The sequence below is a fragment of the Streptomyces ziwulingensis genome (genome assembly GCF_039542605.1).
Lineage (GTDB): Bacteria > Actinomycetota > Actinomycetes > Streptomycetales > Streptomycetaceae > Streptomyces > Streptomyces ziwulingensis.
Window position 1 is genome coordinate 27,497 of sequence record NZ_BAABIG010000032.1, and the last position, 24,861, is coordinate 52,357.

20 protein-coding genes are annotated in these 24,861 nt (G+C 74.0%); 13 read left to right on the top strand and 7 right to left on the bottom strand.

Going from position 1 to position 24,861, the window contains the following annotated elements; translation table 11 throughout:
- The first annotated feature begins 18 nt into the window (after nt 1-18).
- From ABEB00_RS17290 to ABEB00_RS17305, 4 genes are all read left to right on the top strand, one after another.
- Nucleotides 19-735: a peptidyl-tRNA hydrolase gene (locus tag ABEB00_RS17290; protein ID WP_345620618.1), complete on the top strand. Its 717-nt coding sequence runs from the start codon at nt 19-21 to the stop codon at nt 733-735.
- 125 nt (nt 736-860) lie between these two features.
- Nucleotides 861-2,177 carry an MbnB/TglH/ChrH family RiPP precursor modification enzyme gene (locus tag ABEB00_RS17295; RefSeq protein ID WP_345620619.1) on the top strand — a complete coding sequence of 439 codons (1,317 nt, stop codon included), beginning with the start codon at nt 861-863 and terminating at the stop codon, nt 2,175-2,177.
- A gap of 95 nt (nt 2,178-2,272) precedes the next feature.
- Nucleotides 2,273-3,058 (top strand): TIGR04222 domain-containing membrane protein, encoded by a 786-nt coding sequence (locus ABEB00_RS17300; RefSeq protein WP_345620620.1) that lies wholly within the window; start codon nt 2,273-2,275, stop codon nt 3,056-3,058.
- Nucleotides 3,059-3,187: 129 nt separating this feature from the next.
- Nucleotides 3,188-4,795, top strand: a complete 1,608-nt coding sequence (locus ABEB00_RS17305) for an alpha/beta hydrolase (RefSeq protein WP_345620621.1) — start codon at nt 3,188-3,190, stop codon at nt 4,793-4,795.
- On the opposite strand, the gene hemQ is transcribed toward ABEB00_RS17305, so the two are convergent.
- Together hemQ and hemG are read right to left on the bottom strand one after the other, a co-directional pair.
- Complete coding sequence (gene hemQ / locus ABEB00_RS17310; RefSeq protein WP_345620622.1) at nt 4,796-5,533, bottom strand: hydrogen peroxide-dependent heme synthase; 738 nt, start codon at nt 5,531-5,533, stop codon at nt 4,796-4,798. It lies immediately after the preceding gene.
- Nucleotides 5,534-5,537: 4 nt separating this feature from the next.
- Nucleotides 5,538-7,004: a protoporphyrinogen oxidase gene (gene hemG, locus ABEB00_RS17315; protein ID WP_345620623.1), complete on the bottom strand. Its 1,467-nt coding sequence runs from the start codon at nt 7,002-7,004 to the stop codon at nt 5,538-5,540.
- A gap of 171 nt (nt 7,005-7,175) precedes the next feature.
- Here hemG and ABEB00_RS17320 point away from each other — a divergent pair, with 171 nt between their 5' ends.
- Together ABEB00_RS17320 and ABEB00_RS17325 are read left to right on the top strand one after the other, a co-directional pair.
- A complete protein-coding gene (locus ABEB00_RS17320; RefSeq protein WP_345620624.1) occupies nt 7,176-8,204 on the top strand; it encodes a DUF4349 domain-containing protein in 1,029 nt (342 codons plus the stop codon).
- Nucleotides 8,205-8,226: 22 nt separating this feature from the next.
- Nucleotides 8,227-9,624 carry an FAD-dependent oxidoreductase gene (locus ABEB00_RS17325; protein ID WP_345620625.1) on the top strand — a complete coding sequence of 466 codons (1,398 nt, stop codon included), beginning with the start codon at nt 8,227-8,229 and terminating at the stop codon, nt 9,622-9,624.
- Between the two features lie 31 nt (nt 9,625-9,655).
- Here ABEB00_RS17325 and ABEB00_RS17330 read toward each other — a convergent pair whose 3' ends face one another.
- Together ABEB00_RS17330 and hemE are read right to left on the bottom strand one after the other, a co-directional pair.
- On the bottom strand, nt 9,656-9,976 hold the full coding sequence (locus tag ABEB00_RS17330) for a hypothetical protein (protein ID WP_345620626.1): 321 nt from the start codon (nt 9,974-9,976) through the stop codon (nt 9,656-9,658).
- A 130-nt stretch (nt 9,977-10,106) separates the two neighbouring features.
- Complete coding sequence (gene hemE / locus ABEB00_RS17335; protein ID WP_345620627.1) at nt 10,107-11,174, bottom strand: uroporphyrinogen decarboxylase; 1,068 nt, start codon at nt 11,172-11,174, stop codon at nt 10,107-10,109.
- 216 nt (nt 11,175-11,390) lie between these two features.
- Here hemE and ABEB00_RS17340 point away from each other — a divergent pair, with 216 nt between their 5' ends.
- From ABEB00_RS17340 to ABEB00_RS17350, 3 genes are all read left to right on the top strand, one after another.
- Nucleotides 11,391-12,089 carry a DUF3000 domain-containing protein gene (locus ABEB00_RS17340; RefSeq protein WP_345620628.1) on the top strand — a complete coding sequence of 233 codons (699 nt, stop codon included), beginning with the start codon at nt 11,391-11,393 and terminating at the stop codon, nt 12,087-12,089.
- Between the two features lie 324 nt (nt 12,090-12,413).
- Complete coding sequence (locus ABEB00_RS17345; protein ID WP_345620629.1) at nt 12,414-13,076, top strand: LuxR C-terminal-related transcriptional regulator; 663 nt, start codon at nt 12,414-12,416, stop codon at nt 13,074-13,076.
- 120 nt (nt 13,077-13,196) lie between these two features.
- Entirely contained in the window at nt 13,197-14,492 is a 1,296-nt protein-coding gene (locus ABEB00_RS17350) for an HRDC domain-containing protein (RefSeq protein ID WP_345620630.1), read from the top strand.
- Between the two features lie 21 nt (nt 14,493-14,513).
- On the opposite strand, the gene ABEB00_RS17355 is transcribed toward ABEB00_RS17350, so the two are convergent.
- Genes ABEB00_RS17355 through ABEB00_RS17365 form a run of 3 tightly spaced genes read right to left on the bottom strand, consistent with a single transcriptional unit; the run spans nt 14,514 to nt 17,616 of the window.
- The gene (locus ABEB00_RS17355; protein WP_345620631.1) at nt 14,514-15,344 is read right to left on the bottom strand and encodes a carbohydrate ABC transporter permease; all 831 of its coding nucleotides are present in this window, start codon (nt 15,342-15,344) and stop codon (nt 14,514-14,516) included.
- On the bottom strand, nt 15,341-16,300 hold the full coding sequence (locus ABEB00_RS17360; RefSeq protein ID WP_345620632.1) for a carbohydrate ABC transporter permease: 960 nt from the start codon (nt 16,298-16,300) through the stop codon (nt 15,341-15,343). The genes ABEB00_RS17355 and ABEB00_RS17360 overlap by 4 nt, the downstream gene beginning before the upstream one ends.
- On the bottom strand, nt 16,297-17,616 hold the full coding sequence (locus ABEB00_RS17365) for an ABC transporter substrate-binding protein (RefSeq protein WP_345620633.1): 1,320 nt from the start codon (nt 17,614-17,616) through the stop codon (nt 16,297-16,299). The genes ABEB00_RS17360 and ABEB00_RS17365 overlap by 4 nt, the downstream gene beginning before the upstream one ends.
- A 145-nt stretch (nt 17,617-17,761) precedes the next feature.
- Between ABEB00_RS17365 and ABEB00_RS17370 the strand changes: the two genes are divergently transcribed.
- The 4 genes from ABEB00_RS17370 to ABEB00_RS17385 all read left to right on the top strand — a co-directional run bounded on the left by ABEB00_RS17370 (nt 17,762) and on the right by ABEB00_RS17385 (nt 24,784).
- Nucleotides 17,762-20,284 carry a glycoside hydrolase family 2 protein gene (locus ABEB00_RS17370; RefSeq protein ID WP_345620634.1) on the top strand — a complete coding sequence of 841 codons (2,523 nt, stop codon included), beginning with the start codon at nt 17,762-17,764 and terminating at the stop codon, nt 20,282-20,284.
- Nucleotides 20,284-21,318, top strand: coding sequence for a LacI family DNA-binding transcriptional regulator (locus ABEB00_RS17375; RefSeq protein ID WP_345620635.1), 1,035 nt, complete (start codon nt 20,284-20,286; stop codon nt 21,316-21,318). The genes ABEB00_RS17370 and ABEB00_RS17375 overlap by 1 nt, the downstream gene beginning before the upstream one ends.
- 113 nt (nt 21,319-21,431) lie before the next feature.
- Nucleotides 21,432-22,649, top strand: coding sequence for a thiolase family protein (locus ABEB00_RS17380; protein ID WP_345620636.1), 1,218 nt, complete (start codon nt 21,432-21,434; stop codon nt 22,647-22,649).
- Nucleotides 22,646-24,784 (top strand): 3-hydroxyacyl-CoA dehydrogenase NAD-binding domain-containing protein, encoded by a 2,139-nt coding sequence (locus ABEB00_RS17385; protein ID WP_345620637.1) that lies wholly within the window; start codon nt 22,646-22,648, stop codon nt 24,782-24,784. The genes ABEB00_RS17380 and ABEB00_RS17385 overlap by 4 nt, the downstream gene beginning before the upstream one ends.
- Nucleotides 24,785-24,861: the final 77 nt, after the last annotated feature.

Genomic DNA, 24,861 nt, shown 5'->3' on the forward strand with positions numbered 1-24,861 from the left:
CCTTGGCAGACTGGGGGCGTGAACAACGATTCCACGCCCGTCACCGAGAGCCCCTTCCGCTCCGAGCCCGGTGAGCGCGATCTCGCCCCGCAGTTCGTGCTGCCGCTCGTCGTCCGTATCGAGCGGGCGGCGCCGCCGGCCCGTACCGACGCGCTGGAGACCGCCGCGCGGGCGGTGCTGGTGCTGCTCGCCGACGCGCGCGCGTCCGGCGAGGGGGAATGGGCCGAGGCGGTACGGGACTGGCAGGACGCCCGGATCCGCAAGGTGGTCCGGCGGGCGCGCGGCGCGGAGTGGCGGCGGGCCGAGGCGCTGCCCGGCATCACGGTCACCGGCCGGGACGCCGAGATCCGGGTCTTCCCGCCGGTCCCGCTGGACGGCTGGCCCAGGGAACTGGCCAAGCTCCAGGTCTCCGGCACCGACCTCGACGACCCGGAGCCGCCCGCCGCCGCCGACCCGGCGGCCCCGGTGCTCTGGATGAGCCCCGAGGTCGCGATGTCGGCCGGCAAGGCGATGGCGCAGGCCGGCCACGGCGCCCAGCTCGCCTGGTGGGAACTGTCCGACGCGGAGCGCGCCGCCTGGCGCGACGCCGGATTCCCCCTGTCGGTGCGCACCGCGCCCCCCGCCGACTGGACCCGCCTGACCGCCGGCGGCCTGCCGGTGGTCCGCGACGCGGGGTTCACCGAGGTCGCGCCGGACACGTGCACGGTGGTGGCGGACCATCCGGCGTTGCGCTGAGGGGGCGGGGGCCGCCATGGCAGCGGCCGAACCTCAAGTGTTGCTCTGAACATGCCCGCCCCGTGGTTCGCCGCGATCCGGCGGGGCCATACCCCCGGCATGAAGCTTTGAAGGGGGTGGGGGCCATGACCGTGACGCCACTGGGGACGGGGATCGGCTGGCGGCCGGAGATCGCGGACGCCGTGGAGCGGATGCCCGGGATCGACTGGGTCGAGGTCGTGGCCGAGAACGTCTGTCCCGGGCATCTGCCCGAGTCGCTGCTGCGGCTGCGCGAGCGCGGGGTGACGGTCGTGCCGCACGGCGTCTCGCTCGGTCTGGGCGGCGCGGACCGGCCGGCCGCGGCGCGGCTCACGGCGCTCGCCGAGCGGGCCGAGGCGCTTCGCTCGCCGCTGGTCACCGAGCACATCGCGTTCGTCCGGGCCGGCGGGCCGCTGACCGCGTCCGCGCACCTGGAGGCGGGGCACCTGCTGCCGGTGCCCCGCACCCGGGACGCCCTCGGCGTGCTGTGCGAGCACGTGCGGATCGCGCAGGACGCGCTGCCCGTGCCGCTCGCCGTGGAGAACATCGCCGCGCTGCTGTCCTGGCCGGGCGAGGAGCTGACCGAGGGGCAGTTCCTGTACGAGCTGGCCGACCGGACCGGCGTACGGCTGCTGATCGACGTGGCCAACCTGCACACCAACCACGTCAACCGGGGCGAGGACCCGGCCGAGGCGCTCGCCGAACTCCCCCTGGAGGCGCTCGCCTACGTCCATGTCGCCGGCGGCTTCGTCCGCGACGGGGTGTGGCACGACAGCCACGCCCACCCCGTCACCCAGCCCGTCCTGGACGTGCTGACCGACCTCGCCGCGCGCGTCGCGCCGCCCGGCGTCCTGCTGGAACGGGACGAGGACTTCCCCGCCCCGGCGGAGCTGGCGGGCGAACTGACGGCGATCCGGGCGGCGGTGGAGAAGGGACGGGCCCAGGCGGGGCCCGGGGCCCCGCGCGCGCGGAGCGAGCGCGACCCGCTGCCGGAGCCGCCCGTCACCGAGTCCGCCCGGCAGCGGGTCGCGCTCGCCCAGACCGCGCTGCTGTCCGCGCTGGTCGCCGGGGCACCCGTGCCCGAGGGGTTCGACCGGGTGCGGCTCGGCGTGCAGGCGCGGGCGCTCGCCGCCAAGCGGGCGGGGGTGGTGGCGAAGGTCGCGCCCGAGCTGCCGGAGATCCTGGGACCGGGGTACCGGGCGGCCTTCCTCCGGTACGCCAAGGGGCGGCCGATGACCGGCGGCCACCGCAGGGACGCCCTCGACTTCGCCGCGCACCTGCTGGACACCGGAGCGCCGGCGGACGCCCGCGCGCGACGGGAGGTGCGGGAGTGGTGGCTCGACCGCTCGGGTCCCGCACCCCGCTCCCGGCGCCCGGCGGTGCGACTGGCGCGCGCCACGCGACGGATGGTGCTGGGGCGCTGAACCCTGCCGGACGGGACGTCACAGCACGGCAACACCGGGTCCGCATCGTGAACAGGGCATGGCGGAGGCGGAGTCCTTGGCATAGAAAAAACGGCATGTTCTGGGTTCTTCTCCTGCTGCCCGCCTGGGTGATCGCCGGTATCGCGTGCACCCGGCTCTGCCTGGCCGCCGCGCGCCCGGCGACCGCCGACGCCGATCCGGGCCCGGAGCGTGAACTCGATCTGTACGAGGCGGCGTTCCTGTCCGGCGGTCCCGCCAGGGTCGCCGATCTGACACTGGTCTCGATGGCCCGCCAGCGGCGGCTGCTGCTCGCCCGCACGGGCTGGGCGACGGTGGTCGATCCGCGTGGGCGGGACGAGATGGAACGGTCCGTCATCGGGGCGATAGGCCCCGGGGGGCAGTCCCTGATCGCCCCGGTGCGGACGGCCGCGGCGGCGGCCGAGGCGGTGCGGGGGCTGGCCGAGCGGCTGGTGCGCGCGGGTCTCGCCGTCCCGCAGGGCGCGCACACGGTCGCGGCCGGGGTCCGCCGGGTGCGGGTGGCCGCACTGGCGGTGTGCGCGCTGGGCACGGCCGCCCAGGTCCTGCCGGTCGCCCCCGAGGTGCCGCGCTACCTGGTCGCCCTCTGGTTCGCGCTGCCGCTGGTCCTGGCGCTGAGCTGCCTGGCCGTCGCGCGCATCGAGGTCCACCCGTACGCGGCGTGGGCCTCGCCCGCCGGGCAGCGGCTGCTCGGCGCGTTCGCCCGGCGGACCAGACGGGCGGGCGACGAATGCGGGTACCTGTCCTGCGTCGCCGTGCGCGGCATCCGGGCCGTGGGCGAACCGGACCTGCGTGCGGCCTTCGCACACCGCGAGGAGCCGCGGGGGCTGCCGGAGCTGCCCTGAGCCCGCCGCGACCGACGCGCCGGGGGCGTGCGGGAGCACTCGCGCCGACACCCCGGACGGTGCTTGCCTTCACCGACCGCCGAACGAAACATCCCTTCTGTCGCCGCAGTGCACCGAAGGGATACGCGCATGAGAGCAGCCGCGCTCTACTCGGCCGCCGGGACCTTGCTCCTGAGCGCCCTCACCGCCGCCCCCGCCGGTGGGGCACCGCACACGCCGGACGGTCCGGGCGGCCCCGGCGCCGCCGAGCGGCGGGGCACCGCGACGGCCGCCGCCCGCGCCGCCGCGGCCGGCATCGCCTTCGGCGCCTGCCCGGACGCCGAGGACCTGCCGGGCGGCATCGAGTGCGGCAAGGTCACCGTCCCGCTCGACTACGCCCGCCCCGACGGCACCGAGATCGAGCTGACCGTCGGCCGGGCGGCGGCCACCCGGAAGGACCCCCGGCACGGGCACAAGGTGGCCCGGCAGGGCGCCCTCGTCTTCAACCCGGGCGGGCCCGGCGCCTCGGGGCTGTACTTCCCGCTGGCCGGGCTGATCCCCGAGTGGAAGCGGCTGGGCGCCTCCTACGACCTGGTCGGCTACGCGCCGCGCGGGGTCGCCCCCTCGGCGCCGCTCTCCTGCCAGGACCCGAAACGCTTCTTCAAGGGACCGCGGCCGGCCCCGGAGGAGCCCTCCGACGCGTTCAAGCAGGAACGCGCCGCCGAGGCCGAGGCGTACGCGCGGGGCTGCGCCGAGCGGACGGGCGGCGCGCTGCGGCACTACCACTCCCTGAACAACGCCCGTGACCTGGAGGTGGTACGGGCCGCGCTGGGCGAGCGGAAGCTGACGTACCTGGGGTCGTCGTACGGCACCTACTTCGGGGCGCTGTACGCGGAACTGTTCCCGGGGCGGGTGCGGCGGATGGTGTTCGACTCGGTGGTCAACCCGGACCCGGAGCTGATCTGGTACCGCAACAACCTCGGCCAGTCGGCGGCGTTCGAGGGCCGCTGGCGGGACTTCCGGAAGTGGATCGCCGCGCACGACGACGTGTACGGGCTCGGCGACACGGCCCGCGAGGTGCGGCGGAGCTACGAGCGGGCGAGCGAGCGGCTGGCGGCACAACCGGCCGGGGGCACGGTGGGGCCCGCCCAGTTGCAGGGGGCGTTCCTGGGGGCCGGGTACTACGACGACCACTGGCCGCACCGGGCGCACGCGCTGTCGGCCTATCTCAAGGGGGACCCGCGGCCGCTGGTGGAGCAGGCGGGCCCGCACACCGAGGCGGCGGTGGAGGCGGAGAACGCCGGCGCGGTGTACACGGCCGTGGAGTGCAACGACGGGCCCTGGCCCACCGAGTTCGCCACCTGGGACCGGGACAACACCCGCCTCGCGCGCCGGGCGCCGTTCGAGACCTGGGACAACGTGTGGACCAACCTGCCGTGCGCCTACTGGCGGGCGCCCCGGCAGCGGCCGCTGGACGTGCGCACCGGGGCGGGCGAGCTGCCGCCGACGCTGATCCTGGCCGCCGAACGGGACGCGGCCACGCCCTACGAGGGCGCGCTGGAGCTGCGGGACCGGCTCTCCGGCGCGGTGCTGGTGACCGAGGAGGACGCCGGCACCCACGGCATCGCGGGCGGCCCCAACCGCTGCGTCAACGACCACCTGGAGGCGTATCTGATCGACGGCCGGCTCCCGGCGGCGCGGGACGCCTTCTGCGCCCCGCGCCCCGCGCCGACGCCGGCCCCGGCGCCCAGGTCCTGATCAGGCCAGTCCGGCGATCAGCTCGGTGAGGTCCTTGCGGCGGCCGGTGTAGAACGGGACCTCCTCGCGGACGTGCATGCGGGCCTCGGAAGCACGCAGGTGACGCATGAGGTCGACGATGCGGTACAGCTCGTCGGCCTCGAAGGCGAGCAGCCACTCGTAGTCGCCGAGGGAGAACGAGGCGACCGTGTTGGCGCGCACGTCCGGGTAGCCGCGGGCCATCTTGCCGTGGTCGGCGAGCATGCGGCGGCGGTCCTCGTCGGGCAGCAGGTACCAGTCGTACGAGCGGACGAACGGGTAGACGCTGACGTAGTTCCGCGGCGTCTCGTCGGCGAGGAACGCCGGGATGTGCGAGCGGTTGAACTCGGCGGGGCGGTGCAGCGCCATGTTCGACCAGACCGGCTCCAGCGCGCGGCCGAACCGGGTGCGGCGGAAGAGGTTGTACGCCTCCTGGAGCTGGTCGGCGGTCTCGGCGTGCCACCAGATCATGACGTCGGCGTCGGCGCGCAGCCCGGAGACGTCGTAGGTGCCGCGGACGGTGACGTCCTTGGCGGCGAGCTGGTCGAACAGCTCCTGGACCTCGTCGGCGTAACCCGCCCGTCCGGCGTCGGCGGGCAGCACGTCCTTCAGCTTGAAGACGGACCAGAGGGTGTAGCGGATGACCTCGTTCAGGTCCTTGGCCAGCTTGCCCTTGTTGGGGATCCGCTCGGGGGCGGGGGTGGAGGCGTCGTCGCTCATGGCCTCATTCTCCCGCTCCGCCGGGCCCGCTCGGCACCGGGTGGGCGGTGAGTTCCTGCACACCGCGAAGGCCGCCGCGGAGCTGGTCGACGGCGGCGTGGGCGCCGGCGACGGAGGCCGGGATGCCGACGCCGTCGTACGCCGCGCCGCAGACCGCGAGGCCGGGGAGGCGCGCGACGTGGGCGCGGAGCCGGGCCACCCGCGCGTGGTGGCCGACGGGGTACTGGGGGAGACCGTCCGTCCAGCGGGTGACGCGGGTGGCGACCGGCGTGGCGGTCAGCCCGGTGGCGGCCGCCAGGTCGCGGCGGGAGACGTCGACCAGACCGGCGTCGTCCCGGCCGAGGATCTCCGTCTCGCCGTACCGGCCCACCGAGGTGCGCACCACCGTCAGTTCCGGGTCCTCCTCGGCGAGCCAGCCCCACTTGCGGGAGGCGAACGTGGCCGCCTTGATGGTGCGCCCGTCCACCGGCGGGACGAGGAAGCCGCTGCCCGCGGGGAGCGCGGCGGCGTCCGCGCGGCGGTAGGCGAGGGTGATCAGCGCCATCGAGGCGTACTCCACGGTGGCCAGTTCGGCCGCGGCGGCGGGGGCCTCGGCGCGCAGCAGCGCGGCGGCGGCGGGTGCGGGGACGGCGACGACGACCGCGTCGGCGCGCAGTTCCCGGCCGCCCGCGACGAGGCGCCAGCCGGTGGGCGCGGTCCGGCGCACCTCGGTGACCGGGGTGTTCAGCAGGATCTCGCCGCCTCGCGCGCGGACCGCGTCGGCGACGGCCGGCGGCAGGGTGCCGATGCCGCCCACGAGGCCCGCGAAGACCGGGCCGCCGGACTGCGGGGCGGCGGCCGTACGGCCCTGGACCGCGCGGACCGCCTCGGTCAGCGAGGTGTGCGCGCGGGCCGCCTCGAAGAGCTGGGGGACGGCGGAGCGCAGCGAGAGCCGGTACGCGTCGCCCGCGTAGACACCGCCGAGCAGGGGTTCCACCAGACGGTCGACGACCTCGCGGCCGAGCCGGGCCGCCACGTACTCGCCCACCGCGACGTCGTCGCCGATCTCGGTGCGGGGCAGGTCGGCGTCGCGCTCGATCCGGGCGAGTCCTTCCTCGGAGATCACGCCGGACAGGGCGGCGGCGGTGCCGGGGACGCCCATGACGTGGCCCTTGGGCAGGGGCCGCAGCGCGCCCCGGGTCCACAGGGCGGCGCTCGCGGTGGCCGGCGGCCGCAGGCGGTCGGCGAGGCCCACCTCGCGGGCGAGGCCGACGGCTTCGGGGCGGCGGGCCAGCATCGACTCGGCGCCGAGGTCGACGCGGACGCCCGCGATCTCCCCGGGCAGCAGCTTGCCGCCGACCCGCTCCGACGCCTCCAGCACCGTGACCCGCGCCCCGAACCCCAGCAGCCGGTGCGCGGCGGCCAGGCCGGCGATCCCGGCTCCGACGACGACGACATGTCCCGTGCCCCCACGGGCCTCGCTTGCGACCATGCCCCCAGCCTCTCAGACCCCGCCGGCGACGCCCGCCCGGCCCCACCGGCGCCGCCTCCCCCGGTGGCCTTCTTCGGACCGTGACCTGTTCGGGACCGTTCCGCGCCAACGTTCCGGCCGCCGGCCGCGTCGAAGGAGCGTCAGTCGTCAACACCCCGGGGGTGGACCCGCATGCGCGCACACGCACGACGTTCCGTACGACCACACCGTCCGGTACGCCCCGTCCCGGCACTGGCCGCGCTGCTGCTGGCCGCGGCCCTCGCCCTGACCGGATGCTCCGACGCGGGCGACAGCGGTGCGGGCGGCGGCGCCGACAAGGCCGTCTCGGACGCGGACGCGCGGGGCCCGCAGGGCGCGGAGGGCGCGCAGGGCGCGGAGGACGAGGGGCGGCGAAGCGACTCCGCCGGCGCCGCGCAGGAGGGGCCGGCCGCGCCGTCCCCGATCGCCGCCGACCACGTCATCCGCACCGCCTCGCTGACGGTACGGGTCGACGACGTGCCCGGGGCGCTGGCGCGGGCCCGCACCGCCACCGAGGACGCGGGGGGTTACGTCGGCGAGGAGACCACCGAGCGCGGCGCGGAGGGCGACGAGTACACCCGGGCGGTACTGCGCGTGCCCGCCGAGTCCTACGAGGAGGTCCTCGCCGGCCTGGAGGGCACCGGCACTCTCCTCGAACGCGACGCGAAGGCGCGGGACGTCACCGATCAGGTCGTGGACGTGGAGAGCCGGGTGAAGTCCCAGCGGGCCAGCGTGGCGCGGGTGCGCGAGCTGATGGACCGGGCCACCGGGCTGAGCGATGTCGTCACCCTGGAGGGCGAGCTGAGTACCCGCCAGGCGGAACTGGAGGCGCTGCTCGCCCGGCAGGCGTCCCTGAAGGACCGCACGAGCCTGGCCACCATCACGCTGTCGCTGACCGAGCGGCCCGAGGCTCGGGCCGCCGACGACGATCCGGGGTTCACCGACGCGCTCGCGGGCGGCTGGGACGCGTTCCTGACGATGCTGCGCTGGCTGGCCGTCGCGCTCGGCGCGGTGCTGCCGTTCGCCGCGGTCGCGGCCCTGCTGGTGGTGGCGTGGCTCCGGCTGGTACGCCCCCGGCTGCGGCGCCGTCCGGCGGCCGGGCCGGCGATACCGGCGCCGGGCCCGCTGGAGGGGGCGGGTGCGGGGCCGGGTGCCGGGGCGGGTGGCCGGGACCAGGGGTGACCCGCCCACGTAGCGTGGGGGCATGAGCATGAGCGGTGCGCCGGGTGCGCGGGAGCGACTGGTGGTGATCGGCGGCGACGCCGCGGGGATGTCCGCGGCGTCCCAGGCCCGTCGCCTCAAGGGGCCGGACGAACTGGAGGTCGTGGCGTTCGAACGCGGCCACTTCGCCTCCTACTCGGCCTGCGGCATCCCCTACTGGGTGGGCGGCGAGGTCGACGACCGTGACCGGCTGATCGCCCGCACCCCCGAGGAGCACCGCGCCCGCGGCATCGACCTGCGCATGCGCACCGAGGTCACGGAGATCGACGTGGCCGGGCGGCGGGTGCGCGCGCGTGACCTCGGCTCCGGGGCCGAGTCCTGGACGCCGTACGACAAGCTCGTGATCGCCACCGGGGCGCGGCCGGTCCGTCCCGAGCTGGCGGGCGCCGACGCGGCCGGGGTGCACGGTGTGCAGACGCTCGACGACGGGCAGGCGCTGCTGGACACGCTGGCGCGCACGCGGGGACGCCGTGCCGTCGTCATCGGCGCGGGGTACATCGGCGTGGAGATGGCCGAGGCGCTGATCGGCCGCGGGTACGAGGTGACGGTCGTCAACCGCGGCAAGGAGCCGATGTCCACCCTCGACCCCGACATGGGGTGCCTGGTGCGCGAGGCCATGGCGGGTCTCGGCATCACCATGGTGAACGACGCCGAGGTCACCGAGGTGCGCACCGACGACGCCGGGCGGGTCCGCGCGGTGGTCACCGAGGACGCCGAGTACCCGGCGGACGTGGTGGTGCTCGGCATCGGCGTACGCCCGGAGACCTCGCTGGCCCGGGCGGCGGGGCTGCCGGTGGGCGAGCACGGCGGGCTGCTCACCGACCGGGCCATGCGGGTCCGCGGCCACGAGGACATCTGGGCGGGCGGCGACTGCGTGGAGGTGCTGGACCTGGTCTCCGGCCAGTCCCGGCACGTCGCGCTCGGCACCCACGCCAACAAGCACGGGCAGGTCATCGGCACCAACGCCGGCGGCGGGTACGCGACCTTCCCCGGGGTGGTGGGCACCGCCGTCAGCAAGGTCTGCGACCTGGAGATCGCCCGGACCGGGCTGCGGGAGAAGGACGCGCGGCGGGTGGGCCTGAAGTTCGTGACGGCCACCATCGAGTCGACCAGCCGCGCGGGTTACTATCCGGACGCCTCTCCCATGACGGTGAAGATGCTCGCCGAGCGCCGCACGGGCCGGCTCCTCGGCGTCCAGATCGTCGGCCGCGAGGGCGCGGGCAAGCGGGTCGACATCGCCGCGGTGGCGCTGACGGCGGGCATGACGGCGGATCAGATGACCGCCCTCGACCTCGGGTACGCGCCGCCGTTCTCCCCGGTGTGGGACCCGGTGCTGGTGGCGGCCCGCAAGGCGGCCCGGGAGGTACGGGAGGCGGACTGAGGGAGTGCGGGGGCGGCCGCCGGGCGGGGCTCTACGCCGTGCCGTTGATGCGGTCGATCGCCTGCCGCGCCTGTTCCGCCGGCGGGCGGGGCGGCAGCGAGGAGACCGAGGCGGCCGCGGAGACCGCCGGTGGCTGCTCCCCCGGCGACTTCGCGTGCGCCGCGCTCCGCGTGGACCGCAGCCGCCGGCTCACCGCCTCGTCCAGCGTCACCGGCCGCTGGGTCTGCGCGGCCAGCCGGCCGGCCTCCTGGCCCAGCCGGGCGACGTCCTCCCAGGGCAGCCGCAGTACGAGCGCGATCTCGGCCTCGCCGTCGGGCAGGGCGTGCATCGCGGGAGTGGCTCGCTCGCTCATCGCCTGTTCTCCTCACGTCGTCCCGCGGCCGGGCCTGCCCCGCGCCGCGAGCTTTCGCGGAGACATACGGGCATCCGGACGGTGGCGTTCAACCGTCCGTTGCGCGGCCCGGTCGCAAAACGCCGGGCTCTCAGCGGGCCGTGCGGGTGTGGACGTGCTCGACGAGGCGGGTCAGGGCGTCGGGGGCGGTGGTCGGCAGGACGCCGTGGCCGAGGTTGAAGACGTGGCCCTCCAGCTCCGCCGCCGCGGCCAGGATCTCGTCGGTCTTGGTCTCGACGGCCTCGCGGGTGGCGAAGAGGACGGCCGGGTCGAGGTTGCCCTGGAGCGCCTTGCCGGGGCCGACGCGGCGGGCGGCCTCGTCCAGCGGGACGCGCCAGTCGACGCCGACCACGTCCGCGCCGGCCTCGCCCAGCAGGCCGAGGAGTTCGCCGGTGCCGACGCCGAAGTGGATGCGCGGCACGCCGTAGCCGGCGACGGCGTCGAAGACCTTGGCGGAGGCGGGCAGGACCGAGCGGCGGTAGTCGGCGGGGGCGAGGGCGCCGGCCCAGGAGTCGAAGAGCTGGACGGCGCTCGCGCCGGCCTCGATCTGGACCTTCAGGAAGGCGCCCGTGATCTCGGCGAGCCGGTCGAGCAGGTCGGCCCAGAGCTGCGGGTCGCCGTACATCAGCGCCTTGGTGTGCTCGTGGTTGCGGGACGGGCCGCCCTCCACGAGGTAGCTCGCCAGGGTGAACGGCGCGCCGGCGAAGCCGATGAGAGGGGTCGCGCCCAGCTCGGCGGTGAGCAGGCCGATGGCCTCGGTGACGTAGGAGACGTCCTCGGGGGTGAGGTCGCGCAGCCGGGCCAGGTCGGCGCGGGTGCGGATCGGGTTCTCCACGACCGGGCCGACGCCGGGCTTGATGTCGAGGTCGATGCCGATGGCCTTGAGCGGGACGACGATGTCGCTGAAGTAGATCGCCGCGTCCACGCCGTGCCGGCGCACCGGCTGGAGGGTGATCTCGGTGACCAGCTCGGGCCGCGTGCAGGACTCCAGCATCGGGATGCCCGCGCGCACCTTGAGGTACTCCGGCAGCGAGCGCCCGGCCTGCCGCATGAACCAGACCGGGGTGTGCGGGACCGGCTCACGCCTGCACGCCTTGAGGAAGGCGGAGTCGTACGTGGCGGTCGGCTGCTGGCCCGCGGGGCTCTGGTTGGCACTCACGACGGAAAGTCTCGCACGGCCCGCCGACGGCCCCGGACCGTGGGGCGCACCGGGGGGTACGAGGGGCCACCGGGGCGCACCGGGGCCGCCGGGCGCCGGGTCCGCGCCGTGGCCGTGCGCCGCCCGCTCACGGCGTGCGCCGCGTGATCCGGACATCGCCCCCGCCCACGGGTGTCCTCCCTGCGCCGGGGCCGCGTTCCGCTTAACCTTCCCCGCATGGCTGCGGCTCAGGGACGACTGTCGGACGGCGCTGGCGGAATGGACGAAGCGAGGAAGACCGAGGGGGGCACCGAGGGTGCGGAGGGGGCCCGGGAGGCGGACGGTGGCGTTCCGCTGCCGTTCCGGACCGCCGTCGAGGGGCTGCGGGCCGCGAAGCTGCGCCCGCAGATCGAGGTGGAGCCGACCCGCCCGCCGCAGCGGCTCGCGCCCCACGCGTACGCGCTGGAGGCCACGGTCGTCGACGGCGACCAGGACCTGGCCGACGGGCGGCTGGTGCTGCTGCACGACCCGGCCGGCCACGACGCCTGGCAGGGCGCCTTCCGGCTGGTGACGCTGGTGCGCGCGGAGCTGGAGCCGGAGATGGCCGCCGACCCGCTGCTGCCGGAGGTGTGCTGGTCCTGGCTGGTCGACGCGCTCCAGGGGCGCGGCCTGGCCTGCGGCGAGCCCAGCGGCACGGTGACGCGGGCGAGCAGCCACTACTTCGGCGGGCTCTCCGAGCGGCCCGCCACCTCGCAGATCGAGATCCGGGCCTCCTGGACGCCCCGCGAGTCCCTGGGCGGGGTCCCGGACACCGGCGCCCACCTGGCCGCCTGGTGCGATCTGCTGGCCCAGGTCGGCGGGCTGCCGCCGGCCGGTCCGGGCGACGCCTCCGTGGTGACGCTGCCGCAGCGCCGGGGGCCGCGGCAGCAGCGTTGAAGCCTTACCGACGGGCCCGGACGGAGCCCTTCGGGCGGTGCAGGGGATGCGGCTGGTCCGCATCCCCTTCTTCTTTGCTCCGTTCGAGGGAGTCACTTTGTCGATACGGCCACTTTCGGGCGGGTAACGACGCGGTTCGTAACCGTTCGGGCTTCGAATGATCGACCGCTTGTCCGAATTGCTCGGATTGTTACTCACCAGATCGTGATCATTCTCTAAAGGAGGACCGGTTCGGTGCCGAAGACGACTGTGACCTTGAAAGCACGGTTCATCCCGGCTTCTTCCCCGCAGCCGGCCCCGTCGTCCCCGCACCCAGGAGGCCTGGTGTCCGTTCTCCTAGAGCAGCCCGCAAGCCTGGTCGCCTACCGCCCGAACAAGCCGACGGCCATGGTGGTCGTCGCCGACCCCCGCGTCCGTTCCACCGTCACCCGCCACCTGTGGGCGCTCGGTGTGCGCGACGTGATCGAGGCTTCGTCCGTCGCGGAGGCCCGTCCCCGCATCGGCAACCCCCGCGACATCTGCGTCGCCGACGTCCATCTCCCCGACGGCTCCGGTCTGACCCTGCTGTCGGAGACCCGCGCCGCCGGCTGGCCCAACGGGCTCGCCCTCTCCGCCGCCGACGACATCGGCGCCGTCCGCAACGCCCTGGCCGGCGGCGTCAAGGGATACGTCGTCACCGGCACCCGGACCAACATCGGGCTTCCCACCCGGCCGGGTGCCGCCCCCATCGGCTCCGCCGCCGCGCGGCTGCACCGCCGCCCCCCGGGCACCCCGAGCCACCCGGGCGGCTACCGCGAGCTGTCCGGCCGCGAGGTGGAGGTACTGCGGCTGGTCGCCGAAGGCCAGTCGAACAAGGCGATCGGCGTCTCGATGGGCCTGTCCGCCCTGACCGTCAAGAGCCACCTGGCCCGCATCGCCCGCAAGCTCGGCACCGGCGACCGGGCCGGCATGGTCGCCGTGGCCCTGCGCACCGGCATCATCCACTGACCCGACCCGCGCCCCCTCTCCCACCCCCTCCCCCCCACCTGACCGGTTTACGACCCCCCACCGCCCGTCGACGGAACGTTCCGTCGGCGGGCGCCGTCGATCCACGGATAGTCTTGACAGGTGACCGACGCCCACGAAACCGCAGCAGACCGTTCACTGCGAACCACCGGAGGCGCCCCTCCGGACGAGACCGGATCTGTTGCCGGCGAGGCGCCGATCCCGCTACTGGAACCGCGAGAGGGCATTCCACCGGTGATCGCGGACGCCGCCGCGCTCGCCGAGGTGACCGCCGCCTTCGCCGCCGGGACCGGCCCGGTCGCCGTGGACGCCGAACGCGCCTCCGGGTACCGCTACGGCCAGCGCGCCTACCTGGTGCAGTTGCGCCGCGAGGGCGCCGGCAGCGCCCTGATCGACCCGGTGGCCTGCCCCGACCTGTCCGGCCTCGGCGAGGCCCTGGCCGACGTGGAGTGGGTGCTGCACGCCGCCACCCAGGACCTGCCGTGCCTGCGCGAAATAGGGATGGTGCCGACCCGGATCTTCGACACCGAGCTGGCCGGGCGGCTGGCCGGGTTCCCGCGGGTGGGCCTCGGCGCGATGGTCGAGTCCGTCCTCGGCTTCGTCCTGGAGAAGGGCCACTCCGCCGTCGACTGGTCCACCCGTCCGCTGCCCGAGCCCTGGCTGCGCTACGCCGCTCTCGACGTCGAGCTGCTCGTGGACCTGCGGGACGCGCTGGAGAAGGAACTCGACCGGCAGGACAAGCTGGAGTGGGCCCGGGAGGAGTTCGACGCGATCGCCTCGGCGCCGCCCGCGGAGCCGCGCAAGGACCCCTGGCGCCGGACCTCCGGCATGCACAAGGTGCGCAGGCGGCGCCAGCTCGCCGTGGTGCGGGAGCTGTGGCTGACCCGGGACCGCGTCGCCCGCCGCCGGGACGTCTCCCCGGGCAAGGTGATCGGCGACGCGGCGATCGTGGAGGCGGCGCTCGCGCTGCCCGCCGACGCGCACGCGATGGCCGCGCTGCACGGCTTCGGCCGGGTCAACCGGCGCCAGCTCGAACAGTGGCAGGCGGCGGTCGACCGGGCGAAGGCGCTGCCGGAGGCCCAGCTCCCGGCGCCGGGACAGGCGGTGGCCGGTCCCCCGCCGCCGCGCGCGTGGGCCGACAAGGACCCGGTCGCCGCGGCCCGGCTCGCCGCGGCGCGGGCCGCGGTGTCGGAGCTGGCCGAGCGGCTGAACATGCCGCAGGAGAACCTGATCACCCCGGACACCGTGCGCCGGGTCTGCTGGGAGCCGCCGCAGCGGGTGGACACCGAGTCGGTGGCCGAGGCGCTGACCCGGCACGGGGCCCGGCCCTGGCAGGTGCGGCAGGTGACGCCGGTACTGACGGCGGCGCTGACGGCGGACACCGCACCGGGCGCCTGACCAGACGGCAGACCGGACGGCTCACTTGGTCGCCCCGCGCGTGAAGCCGTTGTAGATGAACCGCTGGAGGAGCAGGAAGACGATCAGGGTCGGCAGGATGACCAGCACCGCTCCCGCCGAGATCGTCTCCCAGTGCGCCCCGAAGGGCCCCTTGAAGCGAAAGAGCGACGTTGAGATCACGCCAAGATCCTCGGAGGGCAGATAGAGGAAGGGAATGTAGAAATCGTTGTAGACCGTGATCCCCTTCACGATCACGACGGTCGCGATCGCGGGTCTGAGCAACGGAAAGATGATCTTCCGGTAGACGGTGAAGGCGCTGGCGCCCTCGACCCGCGCCGACTCGTCCAGGGAGACCGGGATGGACCGGATGAACTGCAGGAAGATGTAGATCGACACGATGTCGGTGCCCATGTAGAGCAGGATCGGCGCCCACAGGCTGTCGAACATGCCGAGGCTGTTCACGATCTGGAAGGTCGCCACCTGGGTGGTGACCCCCGGGACCAGCGCGGCGACCAGGAACAGCGCCAGGACCGCCTTCTTCATCCGGAAGGCGAAGCGGTCGATCGCGTACGCCGCCATCGAGCCGATGAGCACCGTCCCGCCGATGGCGAAGACCAGCACGAAGGCGGTGTTGCCGAAGGCGGTGAGCATCCGGCCGTCGCGGAACGCGGTCACGTAGTTGTCGAAGTGGAACGGGTCCTCGGGCAGCGCCAGCGCGCCGGAGCCGTCGGCCAGCTCCCCCGAGGTCTTCAGCGAGGTCAGCAGCACGACGGTGAGCGGCAGCAGGACGACCAGCGTCGCGCCGACCAGCGACAGGTACACCAGGGCGCGGGCCACGGCTCGGCGGGTCATACGGGCGCCACCTTGTGGTCGGGGTCGTCGGGGACGAGGCGCCGCTGCACCCAGGTCACCGCCAGCACGATCAGCAGCAGCACGACCGCCGCCGCCGAGGCCAGCCCGGTCTTGTTGAACTGGAAGGCCAGCTTCACCGTCTGGATCACGAAGGTCTCGGTGCCGGTCGCACCGCCGGTCATGATGTACGGGATCTCGAACACGGCGAGCGAACCGGAGACCGCGAGCAGCACGGTCAGGCCGATCACCGGGCGGATGCTCGGCGCGATGATGTACCGGAACTGCTGCCGGCGGCTCGCGCCGTCCAGCTCGGCGGCCTCGTACAGCTCCCCCGGGACGGACTGGATCGCGCCCAGGAAGAGCACGAAGTTCAGGCCCGTGTAGCGCCACACCGAGACGCCCGCGAGGGAGACGTTGGCCGAGGTCGGCGAGGAGAGCCAGGCGCGGTCGCCGGCGTAGCCGAAGAGGCTCAGCACCGAGTCGAGGGTGCCGCCGTCCTGGAAGAAGTACAGGAAGACGAAACCGATGGCGACACCGTTGATCAGATACGGGAAGAACAGCACACCTTTGAAGAAGTTGCGGAAGCGGACGCGGAAGCTGAGGACGGTGGCGAAGTAGAGCGCGGCCACGATCTGGACGACGGCGGCGGCGAGGTAGTAGCCGCTGACGAAGAAGACCCGGAAGAGGTCCTCGCGGGTGAAGATGTCGGCGTAGTTGCCGGCGCCGGTGAAGCTCAGCTCGGGGCTGACGCCGTCCCAGTCGGTGAAGCTGTACGCCAGCATGTTGGCGAGCGGCGCGTAGGTGAAGACGATCAGCAGGGCGAGCGGGGCGAGCAGGAACAGCCAGGGTGTCAGGGTCCGCCGGTGCCGGGGCGGGCGCCGCGACCGTCCCGGGTTGGTCGCCGCGGCGGGCCCGGCGGCGGCCGGTCGCGCCGCTCGCGGGGTGGTGCCGGTCATCGGGACCCCACCGTCTTCCGCGCCGCGTTCCACTTCTCGCTCAGGCCGGCGAAGAAGCCGTCCAGATCGCCGTCGGCGGCGCCGCGCGCGAGGTCCACCAGGTCCTGGCGGTAGTCGGGCTGGTAGATGCCGACCTCGGAGGCGTTGTCGATCGCCTTCACCTCGGCGCCCTTGGTGTCGTCGAGGTCCACCAGCTCGACGCCCGCCTCCTCGTAGGGCTTGAGCAGGCCGGGCAGGGGCGCGTCCTTGAGCGGGGAGAGCGCCAGGTTGGCGTCCGCGTAGCCGGACTTGTCGGTGAACCAGTCGATCCAGGCGCGGGCGGCGGCCTTGTGCGCCGAGTGCACGTTGACCGCCTGCTGGTAGTCGGGCGAGGTCACCGCGCAGTACCTGCCGTCCCGCTGCGCCGGGAACGGCATGAAGCCGATGTCGTCGGGGTCGGTGCCGGCCTGCTCCGCCGCGTCCCGCATCTGCACCACCGCCCAGGAACCCAGCCACATGGTGGCGATCTCGCCCTTGGCCAGCCGCGGCTTGGACGCCTCCCAGTTGGTGGTCGAGGGGTCCTTCTCGACGAGGCCGGCCCGCACGATGTCGTACAGCAGGGTGTCGCCCACCCGCAGGTCGGCGCCCTTCGCCCAGGGGTCGCCCGCGGCCAGCTTGTTGGTGGCCTGGGCGTCGCAGCCGACCGAGCCGTTGACGTTGGTCCACTGGGTCAGCGGCCACATGTCCTTGAAGTTGGTGTAGTACGGCACCGCGTCGGTCTTCGCCCGCACGGCCGCCAGGTCGTCGAGGAACTCGGCGGGGGTGGTGGGCCAGTCGGTGATCCCGGCCCGGTTCCAGACGCGCTTGTTGTAGACGAGGCCCGGGACCACGCCGATCGGGCTCTGCCCGTACACCTTGCCGTCCACGGTCGAGTAGTCGGTGAAGCGGTACTTCGCGGCGCGCTCGCCCGCGCCGCCGAGCGAGGCGAAGAAGCGGGGGTAGTCCTTCTTCTGGACCACGGCCGGGATCATCAGGACGTCACCGTAGTCCTCGGTGTTCATCCGGATCTTGACCTCGCCCTCGTAGTCGGTGAGGCCGTCGAACTCGACCTTCACCTTCGGGTGGGTCCGGTTGAACTCGGCTGCGTACTTCTTCATCGTCCCGTCCTGCACGAGGTCGGTCCGGTGGGTGAGGACGGTGATCGTGCCCTCGGCCTTCGCCGGGTCGGCGGGTGCCTCGGCGTCGGCGCCCTCGGCGCTGCCGCCGGTGCCCGTGCAGGCCGAGGCCAGCAGGGCGAGGGCGGCGAGCGATCCGGCGAGTACGTGGCGGCGGTTCATGTGCACCAGCTCCGTTCGGGCGGATGAGCGCGAGTGGTTGGCCGGTTCCGCACTCTGACAGCGGTTGCTGAACCGGTAAAGTCCCGTTTCCGCCAACACTGACGCCGTACCGGTGTTCGTTCCTTGAACCGGTTAAGGAGTGCGCATGCTTCGGCCGACACCGCTCACCGAGGGATGGACCCTGCGGCACCCCGACGGCGCCGGCGGCGCTCTCCCGGCCGGGGTGCCGGGCTGTGTGCACACCGACCTGCTGGCGGCCGGGCTGATCCCGGACCCGTTCCTCGGCCGGAACGAGGCCGAGGTGGAGTGGGTGGGCCGGCGGGAGTGGACGTACGAGAGGGACCTGCCGGCCGCCACCGGGCAGGCCGCGCCCGCCGGGCCGGCGGAGCGGACCGATCTGGTCTTCGACGGACTGGACACCGTCGCGGAAGTGCTGCTCGACGGGCGGGTGCTGGGCCGGGTGCGGAACATGCACCGCTCCCACCGCTTCGACGTGACCGGGCTGAGCGGGCGGCTGGCGGTGCGGTTCGCCTCCGCGTACACCGAGGCCGAGGCGGTGCGGGAGACGCTGGGCGAGCGGCCGGGGGCGTACCCGGAGCCCTACCAGTACATCCGCAAGATGGCCTGCTCCTTCGGCTGGGACTGGGGGCCGACCCTGGTGACGGCCGGGATCTGGCGGCCGGTCCGCCTTGAGCACTGGTCGACGGCCCGGATCGCCCGGGTGCGCCCCCTGGTCACCGTCGAGGGGCGCACGGGCCTGGTGGAACTCTCCGTCGACGTCGAACGGACCCGCGTCGAGGCGCCGCCCGCCGACGGGGTGCCGCCCGCCGACGGGGTGCCGCTCACCGACGAGGCGCGGCTCACCGTCGAGGCCCGCGTCGGCGGGGTGACCGCCCGCGCGGAGGTGGACGGCACCCGCGGCACGGTACGGCTGCGGGTACCGGACGTGGAGCTGTGGTGGCCGCGCGGCTACGGCGGACAGCCGCTGTACGACGTCGAGTTGACGCTGCTGCGCGGGACGGCCGGGCTGGACGGGTGGCGGCGGCGGATCGGGTTCCGGACCGTGGCGCTGGACACCTCCGCCGACGCGCGCGGCACCGGGTTCACCCTGGTGGTCAACGGCGAGCGCCTCTTCGCGCGGGGCGTCAACTGGATTCCGGACGACGTGTTCCCGTCCCGGATGACGCCCGGCCGCTACCGGCGGCGGCTCGGACAGGCCGCCGACGCGGGCGTGGACCTGGTGCGCGTCTGGGGCGGCGGGATCTACGAGAGCGAGGACTTCTACGACGCCTGCGACGCGCTCGGCCTGCTGGTCTGGCAGGACTTCCCGTTCGCCTGCGCCGCCTACCCGGAGGAGCAGCCGCTGCGCGGCGAGGTGGCGGCGGAGGCCCGGGAGAACGTCGTACGGCTGATGCCGCATCCCTCGCTGGTGCTGTGGAACGGCAACAACGAGAACCTGTGGGGGTTCCGGGACTGGGACTGGGAGCGGCCGCTGGCCGGGGAGTCCTGGGGCGAGGGGTACTACCTCGGGCTGCTGCCCCGGGTGGTGGCCGAGACGGACCCCACCCGGCCGTACACGGCGGGCAGCCCCTGGTCCGGGTCCTGGCTGCACCACCCGAACGACCCGGCGCACGGCACCCACCACTCGTGGGAGGTATGGAACCGGGCGGACTACGCCGAGTACCGCGCCGACGTACCCCGGTTCGTGGCCGAGTTCGGCTGGCAGGCGCCGCCCGCCCACGCCACGCTGCGGCGCGCGCTGCCCGGCGAGGAACTCGCCCCGGACTCCCCCGGCATGCTGCACCACCAGAAGGCCGAGGACGGCAACGGCAAGCTGGCCAGGGGGCTGGAGCGGCACTTCCCCTCCCCCGGCGGCGACTTCGACCGCTGGCACTACCTCACCCAGCTCAACCAGGCCCGAGCCGTCGCCGCCGGGATCGAGCACTGGCGCTCGCACTGGCCGGTCTGCGCGGGCACGGTGGTCTGGCAGCTCAACGACTGCTGGCCGGTGACCAGTTGGTCCGCGATCGACGGCGACGGCCGGGAGAAGCCGCTCTACCACGAGCTGCGCCGGCTGTACGCCGACCGGCTGCTGACCGTCCAGGAACGGGACGGGCGGCTGGTGGTGGCCGCCGTGAACCAGGCGGCCGGCGAGTGGACGGGCACCCTGACGCTGCGCCGGATGTCCGTCGAAGGCGCGGTGCTCGGGCGGGCCGAGGTGCCGCTGTCGGCCGGACGGCGGTCGGTGGCCCTCATCGGCGTACCGGCGGAACTGGCGCCGGCCGGTCCGAAGGAGTTCCTGGTGGCCGACGCGGGCGTGCGCGCGGGCGCGGACCCGGGCGCGAGCGCCGACGCGGGCGCGAGTGACCTGGGGCCCGGGCCGCGCGCCCTGCGCTTCACCGCGCCCGACCGCGACATCCCGTACGTCACCCCCGAGTTCGACGTCGCCCTCGCGCCCGGCGGGGTCGGGGTCGGGGTCACGGTGACCGCCCGGACCCTCGTACGGGACCTGCTGCTCCAGGCGGACCGGCTGGACCCGGCCGCCCGCGCCGACCGGGGCCTGGTCACCCTGCTGCCCGGCGAGCGGGTGACCATCGGGGTGCGCGGCTGGGAGACTCCTGACGCGCACGCCGCCCGGCGCGCCCTGTACTGCGTGGAGCCCCGCTGATGACCACCCCCCGCGTCACCATAAAGGACGTCGCCGCGCTGGCCGGCGTCTCCAAGGGGGCGGTGTCCCTCGCCTTCAACCACAAGCCCGGCCTGTCGGAGCCGACCCGGGAGCGGATCTTCCGGGCGGCGCGGGAACTGGGCTGGGCACCGAACCCGACCGCCCGTACGCTGGCCGGCTCGCGGGTCGACGTGGTCGGGCTGGCGGTGTGCCGGCCGGCCCGGCTGCTCGGCCTGGAGCCGTTCTACATGGAGTTCGTCTCCGGGGTGGAGAGCGTGCTGACCGAGCGTTCCTGCTCGCTGCTGCTGCGGCTGGTGCGCAGCGCGGAGGAGGAGGCCGGGCTGCTGGAGAGCTGGTGGCGGGGGCGGCGGATCGGCGGGTCGATCCTGGTCGACTTCCGGGCCGGGGACCCCCGGGTGGAGCCGGTGCGGCGGCTCGGCATCCCGGTGGTCGCGGTCGGACATCCCTCGCTGACCGGCGGGCTGACCTCGGTGTGGACCGACGACGCGACGGCGGTCCGCGAGGCGGTGGGGTATCTCGCGGCGCTCGGGCACCGGCGGATCGCCCGGGTCGGCGGCGCGGCGGCGCTCGGGCACACCTCGATCCGCACCGCCGCCTTCGACGCGGCGGCCCGCGCGCTCGGGCCGGCCGGGGTCCGGCAGATCGCCACCGACTTCTCCGGGGACGCGGGCGCGCGGGCCACCCGGTCGCTGCTGTCGGCGGCGCCGGCGGACCGGCCGACGGCGGTGGTGTACGACAACGACATCATGGCGGTCGCCGGGCTGGCGGTCGCCGCCGAGATGGGCCTGCGGGTCCCCGCCGACGTCTCCCTGCTGGCCTGGGACGACTCCCAGCTCTGCCGGCTCACCCACCCGACGCTCTCCGCGATGAGCCACGACGTGCACGGCTTCGGCGCGGACGTGGCCCGCACGCTGTTCGACGTGATCACGGGTGACGGGGCGGGCTCGCACCCGGTGCCCACCCCGGTGCTGACGCCCAGGGGGTCCACGGCGCCGCCGCCGGTTCCCGTGTGACATGTGACGTATGACCCGCACCGCTGTGCCCCGCGGGACTGGGCAGCTACGTTACTCACAAGTAGCATGGTTTGAGCAAGCGCTCAGCGTCCCGCACCTGGAGGAGAGCCATCGTGCCTCGTACCGTCAGGGACGTCGTCTTCGTCGACGGCGTCCGCACCCCGTTCGGCAAGGCGGGCCCGAAGGGCATCTACCACGAGACCCGCGCCGACGACCTGGTCGTGAAGGCGATCCGGGAGCTGCTGCGCCGCAACCCCGGTCTCGACCCGAAGAAGGTCGACGAGGTCGCCGTGGCCGCCACCACGCAGGTCGGTGACCAGGGGCTGACCATCGGCCGCATGGCCGGCATCCTCGCCGGTCTGCCCGAGTCGGTGCCCGGCTACGCGATCGACCGCATGTGCGCGGGCGCGCTGACCGCCGTCACCACGGTGGCCGGTTCGGTGGCCTTCGGCGCGTACGACGTCGCCATCGCGGGCGGTGTCGAGCACATGGGACGGCACCCGATGGGCGAGGGCGCCGACCCCAACCCGCGGTTCGTCTCCGAGAAGCTGGTCGACGAGTCCGCCCTGTTCATGGGCATGACCGCGGAGAACCTGCACGACCGCTACCCCACCATCACCAAGCAGCGCGCCGACGAGTACGCGGTGCGCTCGCAGGAGAAGGCCGCCAAGGCGTACGCCGACGGCAAGATCCAGGCCGACCTGGTGCCGGTCTCGGTACGCCGGACCAACCCCGAGGTAGGCGAGACCGGCTGGGGTCTGGTCACCGCCGACGAGCCGATGCGGCCGGGCACCACGCTGGAGAACCTGGCGGGCCTGAAGACGCCGTTCCGGGTGCACGGCCGGGTCACCGCGGGCAACGCGGCCGGTCTGAACGACGGCGCCACCGCCTCGCTGATCGCCTCCGAGGACTTCGCCCGGGAGAACGGTCTCCCGGTCAAGATGCGCCTGGTCGCCTACTCCTTCGCGGGCGTCGAGCCCGAGGTGATGGGCTACGGCCCGATCCCGGCGACGGAGAAGGCGCTCGCGCAGGCGGGCCTGTCCATCTCCGACATCGGCCTGTTCGAGATCAACGAGGCGTTCGCGGTCCAGGTCCTGGCCTTCCTGGAGCACTACGGCATCGCCGACGACGACGCGCGCGTCAACCAGTATGGCGGCGCCATCGCCTTCGGCCACCCGCTCGCCTCCTCCGGTGTCCGGCTGATGACGCAGTTGGCCCGCCAGTTCGAGGAACAGCCGCACGTCCGCTACGGCCTGACCACCATGTGTGTCGGCTTCGGCATGGGCGCGACGGTCATCTGGGAGAACCCGCACTTCGAGGGGGACAAGTGAGCACCACCGCTGAACTGCTGAAGGGTGCGGCCGAGCTGTTCCCCGGCGAGGTCGTCACCGAGGCGCACGTACGCCACTTCGACCTGCCCCTGGGCGCCGGGCGCTTCGCCCTGATCACCCTGGACAACGGTCACGACCACACCAAGCCGACCACGCTGGGCCCGCAGTCGCTGGCCAACATCGACGCGGCGATCGACCGGGTCGAGAAGGAGGCCGCGGCCGGCGGGATCGTCGGTGTGGGCGTCACCGGCAAGCCGTTCATCTTCGCCGTCGGCGCCGACCTCAAGGGCGTCGAGCTGCTGAAGCGGCACGAGGACGCGCTCGCCATCGGCAAGGGCGGCCACGACGTCTTCAAGCGGCTGTCGAAGCTGGCCGTGCCGACCTTCGCGTACTACAACGGCGCCTCGATGGGCGGCGGCGTCGAGATCGGCCTGCACTGCTCCTACCGCACGGTCTCCGCGGCCCTGCCCGCGTTCTCGCTGCCCGAGGTCTTCCTCGGCCTGGTCCCCGGCTGGGGCGGCTGCGCGCTGCTGCCGAACCTGGTCGGCGCCGACAAGGCCGTCACCGTCATCATCGAGAACAGCCTCAACCAGAACCGCCAGCTCAAGGGCGCACAGGTCTACGAACTCGGCATCGCGGACGCGCTGTTCGAGGGCGCCGACTTCCTGGAGCAGTCGCTGGTCTGGACGGCGTCCGTGCTCAAGGGAGAGATCGCGGTCGAGCGCCCGGCGATCGACCGCGGCGAGGGCTGGGACACGGCCGTCGCCCGCGGCCGGTCCCTCGCCGACTCCAAGGTGCACGGCGCCGCCCCGGCCGCCTACCGCGCCCTGGACATCATCGCCGCCGCCAGGAACGGCGACCTCCAGCAGGGCTTCGACGCCGAGGACCAGGCCCTCGCCGACCTGATCATGGGCAGTGAACTGCGCGCCGGGCTCTACGCGTTCAACCTGGTGCAGAAGCGCGCCAAGCGCCCGGCCGGCGCCCCGGACAAGAACCTGGCGCGGCCGGTCACCAAGGTCGGTGTGGTCGGCGCCGGCCTGATGGCCAGCCAGCTCGCGCTGCTCTTCCTGCGCCGCCTGGAGGTGCCGGTCGTCCTGACCGACATCGACCAGGAGCGCGTCGACAAGGGCGTGGGCTACGTCCACGCCGAGATCGACAAGCTGCTCGGCAAGGGCCGGATCGACCGGGACAAGGCCAACCGCCTCAAGGCGCTGGTGAGCGGCGTCCTGGACAAGGCCGAGGGCTTCGCGGACGCCGACTTCATCATCGAGGCGGTCTTCGAGGAGATCGGCGTCAAGCAGCAGGTGTTCGCGGAGGTGGAGGCGGTCGCCCCGGCGCACGCGATCCTCGCCACCAACACCTCCTCGCTGTCGGTGTCGGAGATGGCGTCGAAGCTCAAGCACCCCGAGCGGGTCGTCGGCTTCCACTTCTTCAACCCGGTCGCGGTCCTGCCGCTGCTGGAGATCGTGCGCGGCGAGCGGACCGACGACGCCGCGCTGGCCACGGCGTTCGGTGTGGCCCGGAAGCTGAAGAAGACCGCGGTCCTGGTGAAGGACGCCCCGGCGTTCGTCGTCAACCGCATCCTGACCCGCTTCATGGGCGAGATCCAGAACGTCATCGACGAGGGCACCCCGGTCGAGGTGGCGGAGAAGGCGGTGGAGCCGCTCGGCCTGCCGATGTCCCCGCTGGTCCTCCTCGAACTGGTCGGCCCGGCCATCGGCCTGCACGTCTCGGAGACCCTCAACCGGGCCTTCCCGGACCGCTTCACCGTCTCCCCCAACCTCAAGGCGGTCGTCGAGGCCGGCAAGCGCGGCTTCTACGTCTACTCCGCCGAGAACGGCTTCAAGCCGGAGCTGGACCCCGAGGTCGCCGCGCTCCTCAAGCAGGGCGACACCGTCCTGACCGGGGAGCAGGTGCGGGCCCGCGTCCTGGACGCGGTGGCCCAGGAGATCGGGCTGATGCTGGACGAGGGCGTCGTCGCCGAGGCCCAGGACATCGACCTGTGCCTGATCACCGGCGCCGGATGGCCCTTCCACCTGGGCGGCATCACCCCGTACCTGGACCGGGAGGGCGTCTCGGAACGCGCGACGGGCAAGCGGTTCCTGGAGCCGGGCGTGGCGAGCGTCCCGGCGTAACGGGTCCCGGCCCGCGACGGGCGGGCCGCACGGTGACGATCCGTGCGGCCCGCCCTCGTTCTGTCTCCCTCGTTCTG

Excerpts from the sequence above, each read along its gene's own strand:
- ABEB00_RS17295 (WP_345620619.1), top strand. The coding sequence starts at position 861 with ATGACCGTGACGCCACTGGGGACGGGGATCGGCTGGCGGCCGGAGATC.
- ABEB00_RS17300 (WP_345620620.1), top strand. The coding sequence starts at position 2,273 with ATGTTCTGGGTTCTTCTCCTGCTGCCCGCCTGGGTGATCGCCGGTATC.
- ABEB00_RS17305 (WP_345620621.1), top strand. The coding sequence starts at position 3,188 with ATGAGAGCAGCCGCGCTCTACTCGGCCGCCGGGACCTTGCTCCTGAGC.
- hemQ (WP_345620622.1), bottom strand. The coding sequence starts at position 5,533 with ATGAGCGACGACGCCTCCACCCCCGCCCCCGAGCGGATCCCCAACAAG.
- hemG (WP_345620623.1), bottom strand. The coding sequence starts at position 7,004 with ATGGTCGCAAGCGAGGCCCGTGGGGGCACGGGACATGTCGTCGTCGTC.
- ABEB00_RS17320 (WP_345620624.1), top strand. The coding sequence starts at position 7,176 with ATGCGCGCACACGCACGACGTTCCGTACGACCACACCGTCCGGTACGC.
- ABEB00_RS17325 (WP_345620625.1), top strand. The coding sequence starts at position 8,227 with ATGAGCATGAGCGGTGCGCCGGGTGCGCGGGAGCGACTGGTGGTGATC.
- ABEB00_RS17330 (WP_345620626.1), bottom strand. The coding sequence starts at position 9,976 with ATGAGCGAGCGAGCCACTCCCGCGATGCACGCCCTGCCCGACGGCGAG.
- ABEB00_RS17340 (WP_345620628.1), top strand. The coding sequence starts at position 11,391 with ATGGCTGCGGCTCAGGGACGACTGTCGGACGGCGCTGGCGGAATGGAC.
- ABEB00_RS17355 (WP_345620631.1), bottom strand. The coding sequence starts at position 15,344 with ATGACCCGCCGAGCCGTGGCCCGCGCCCTGGTGTACCTGTCGCTGGTC.
- ABEB00_RS17360 (WP_345620632.1), bottom strand. The coding sequence starts at position 16,300 with ATGACCGGCACCACCCCGCGAGCGGCGCGACCGGCCGCCGCCGGGCCC.
- ABEB00_RS17365 (WP_345620633.1), bottom strand. The coding sequence starts at position 17,616 with ATGAACCGCCGCCACGTACTCGCCGGATCGCTCGCCGCCCTCGCCCTG.
- ABEB00_RS17370 (WP_345620634.1), top strand. The coding sequence starts at position 17,762 with ATGCTTCGGCCGACACCGCTCACCGAGGGATGGACCCTGCGGCACCCC.
- ABEB00_RS17375 (WP_345620635.1), top strand. The coding sequence starts at position 20,284 with ATGACCACCCCCCGCGTCACCATAAAGGACGTCGCCGCGCTGGCCGGC.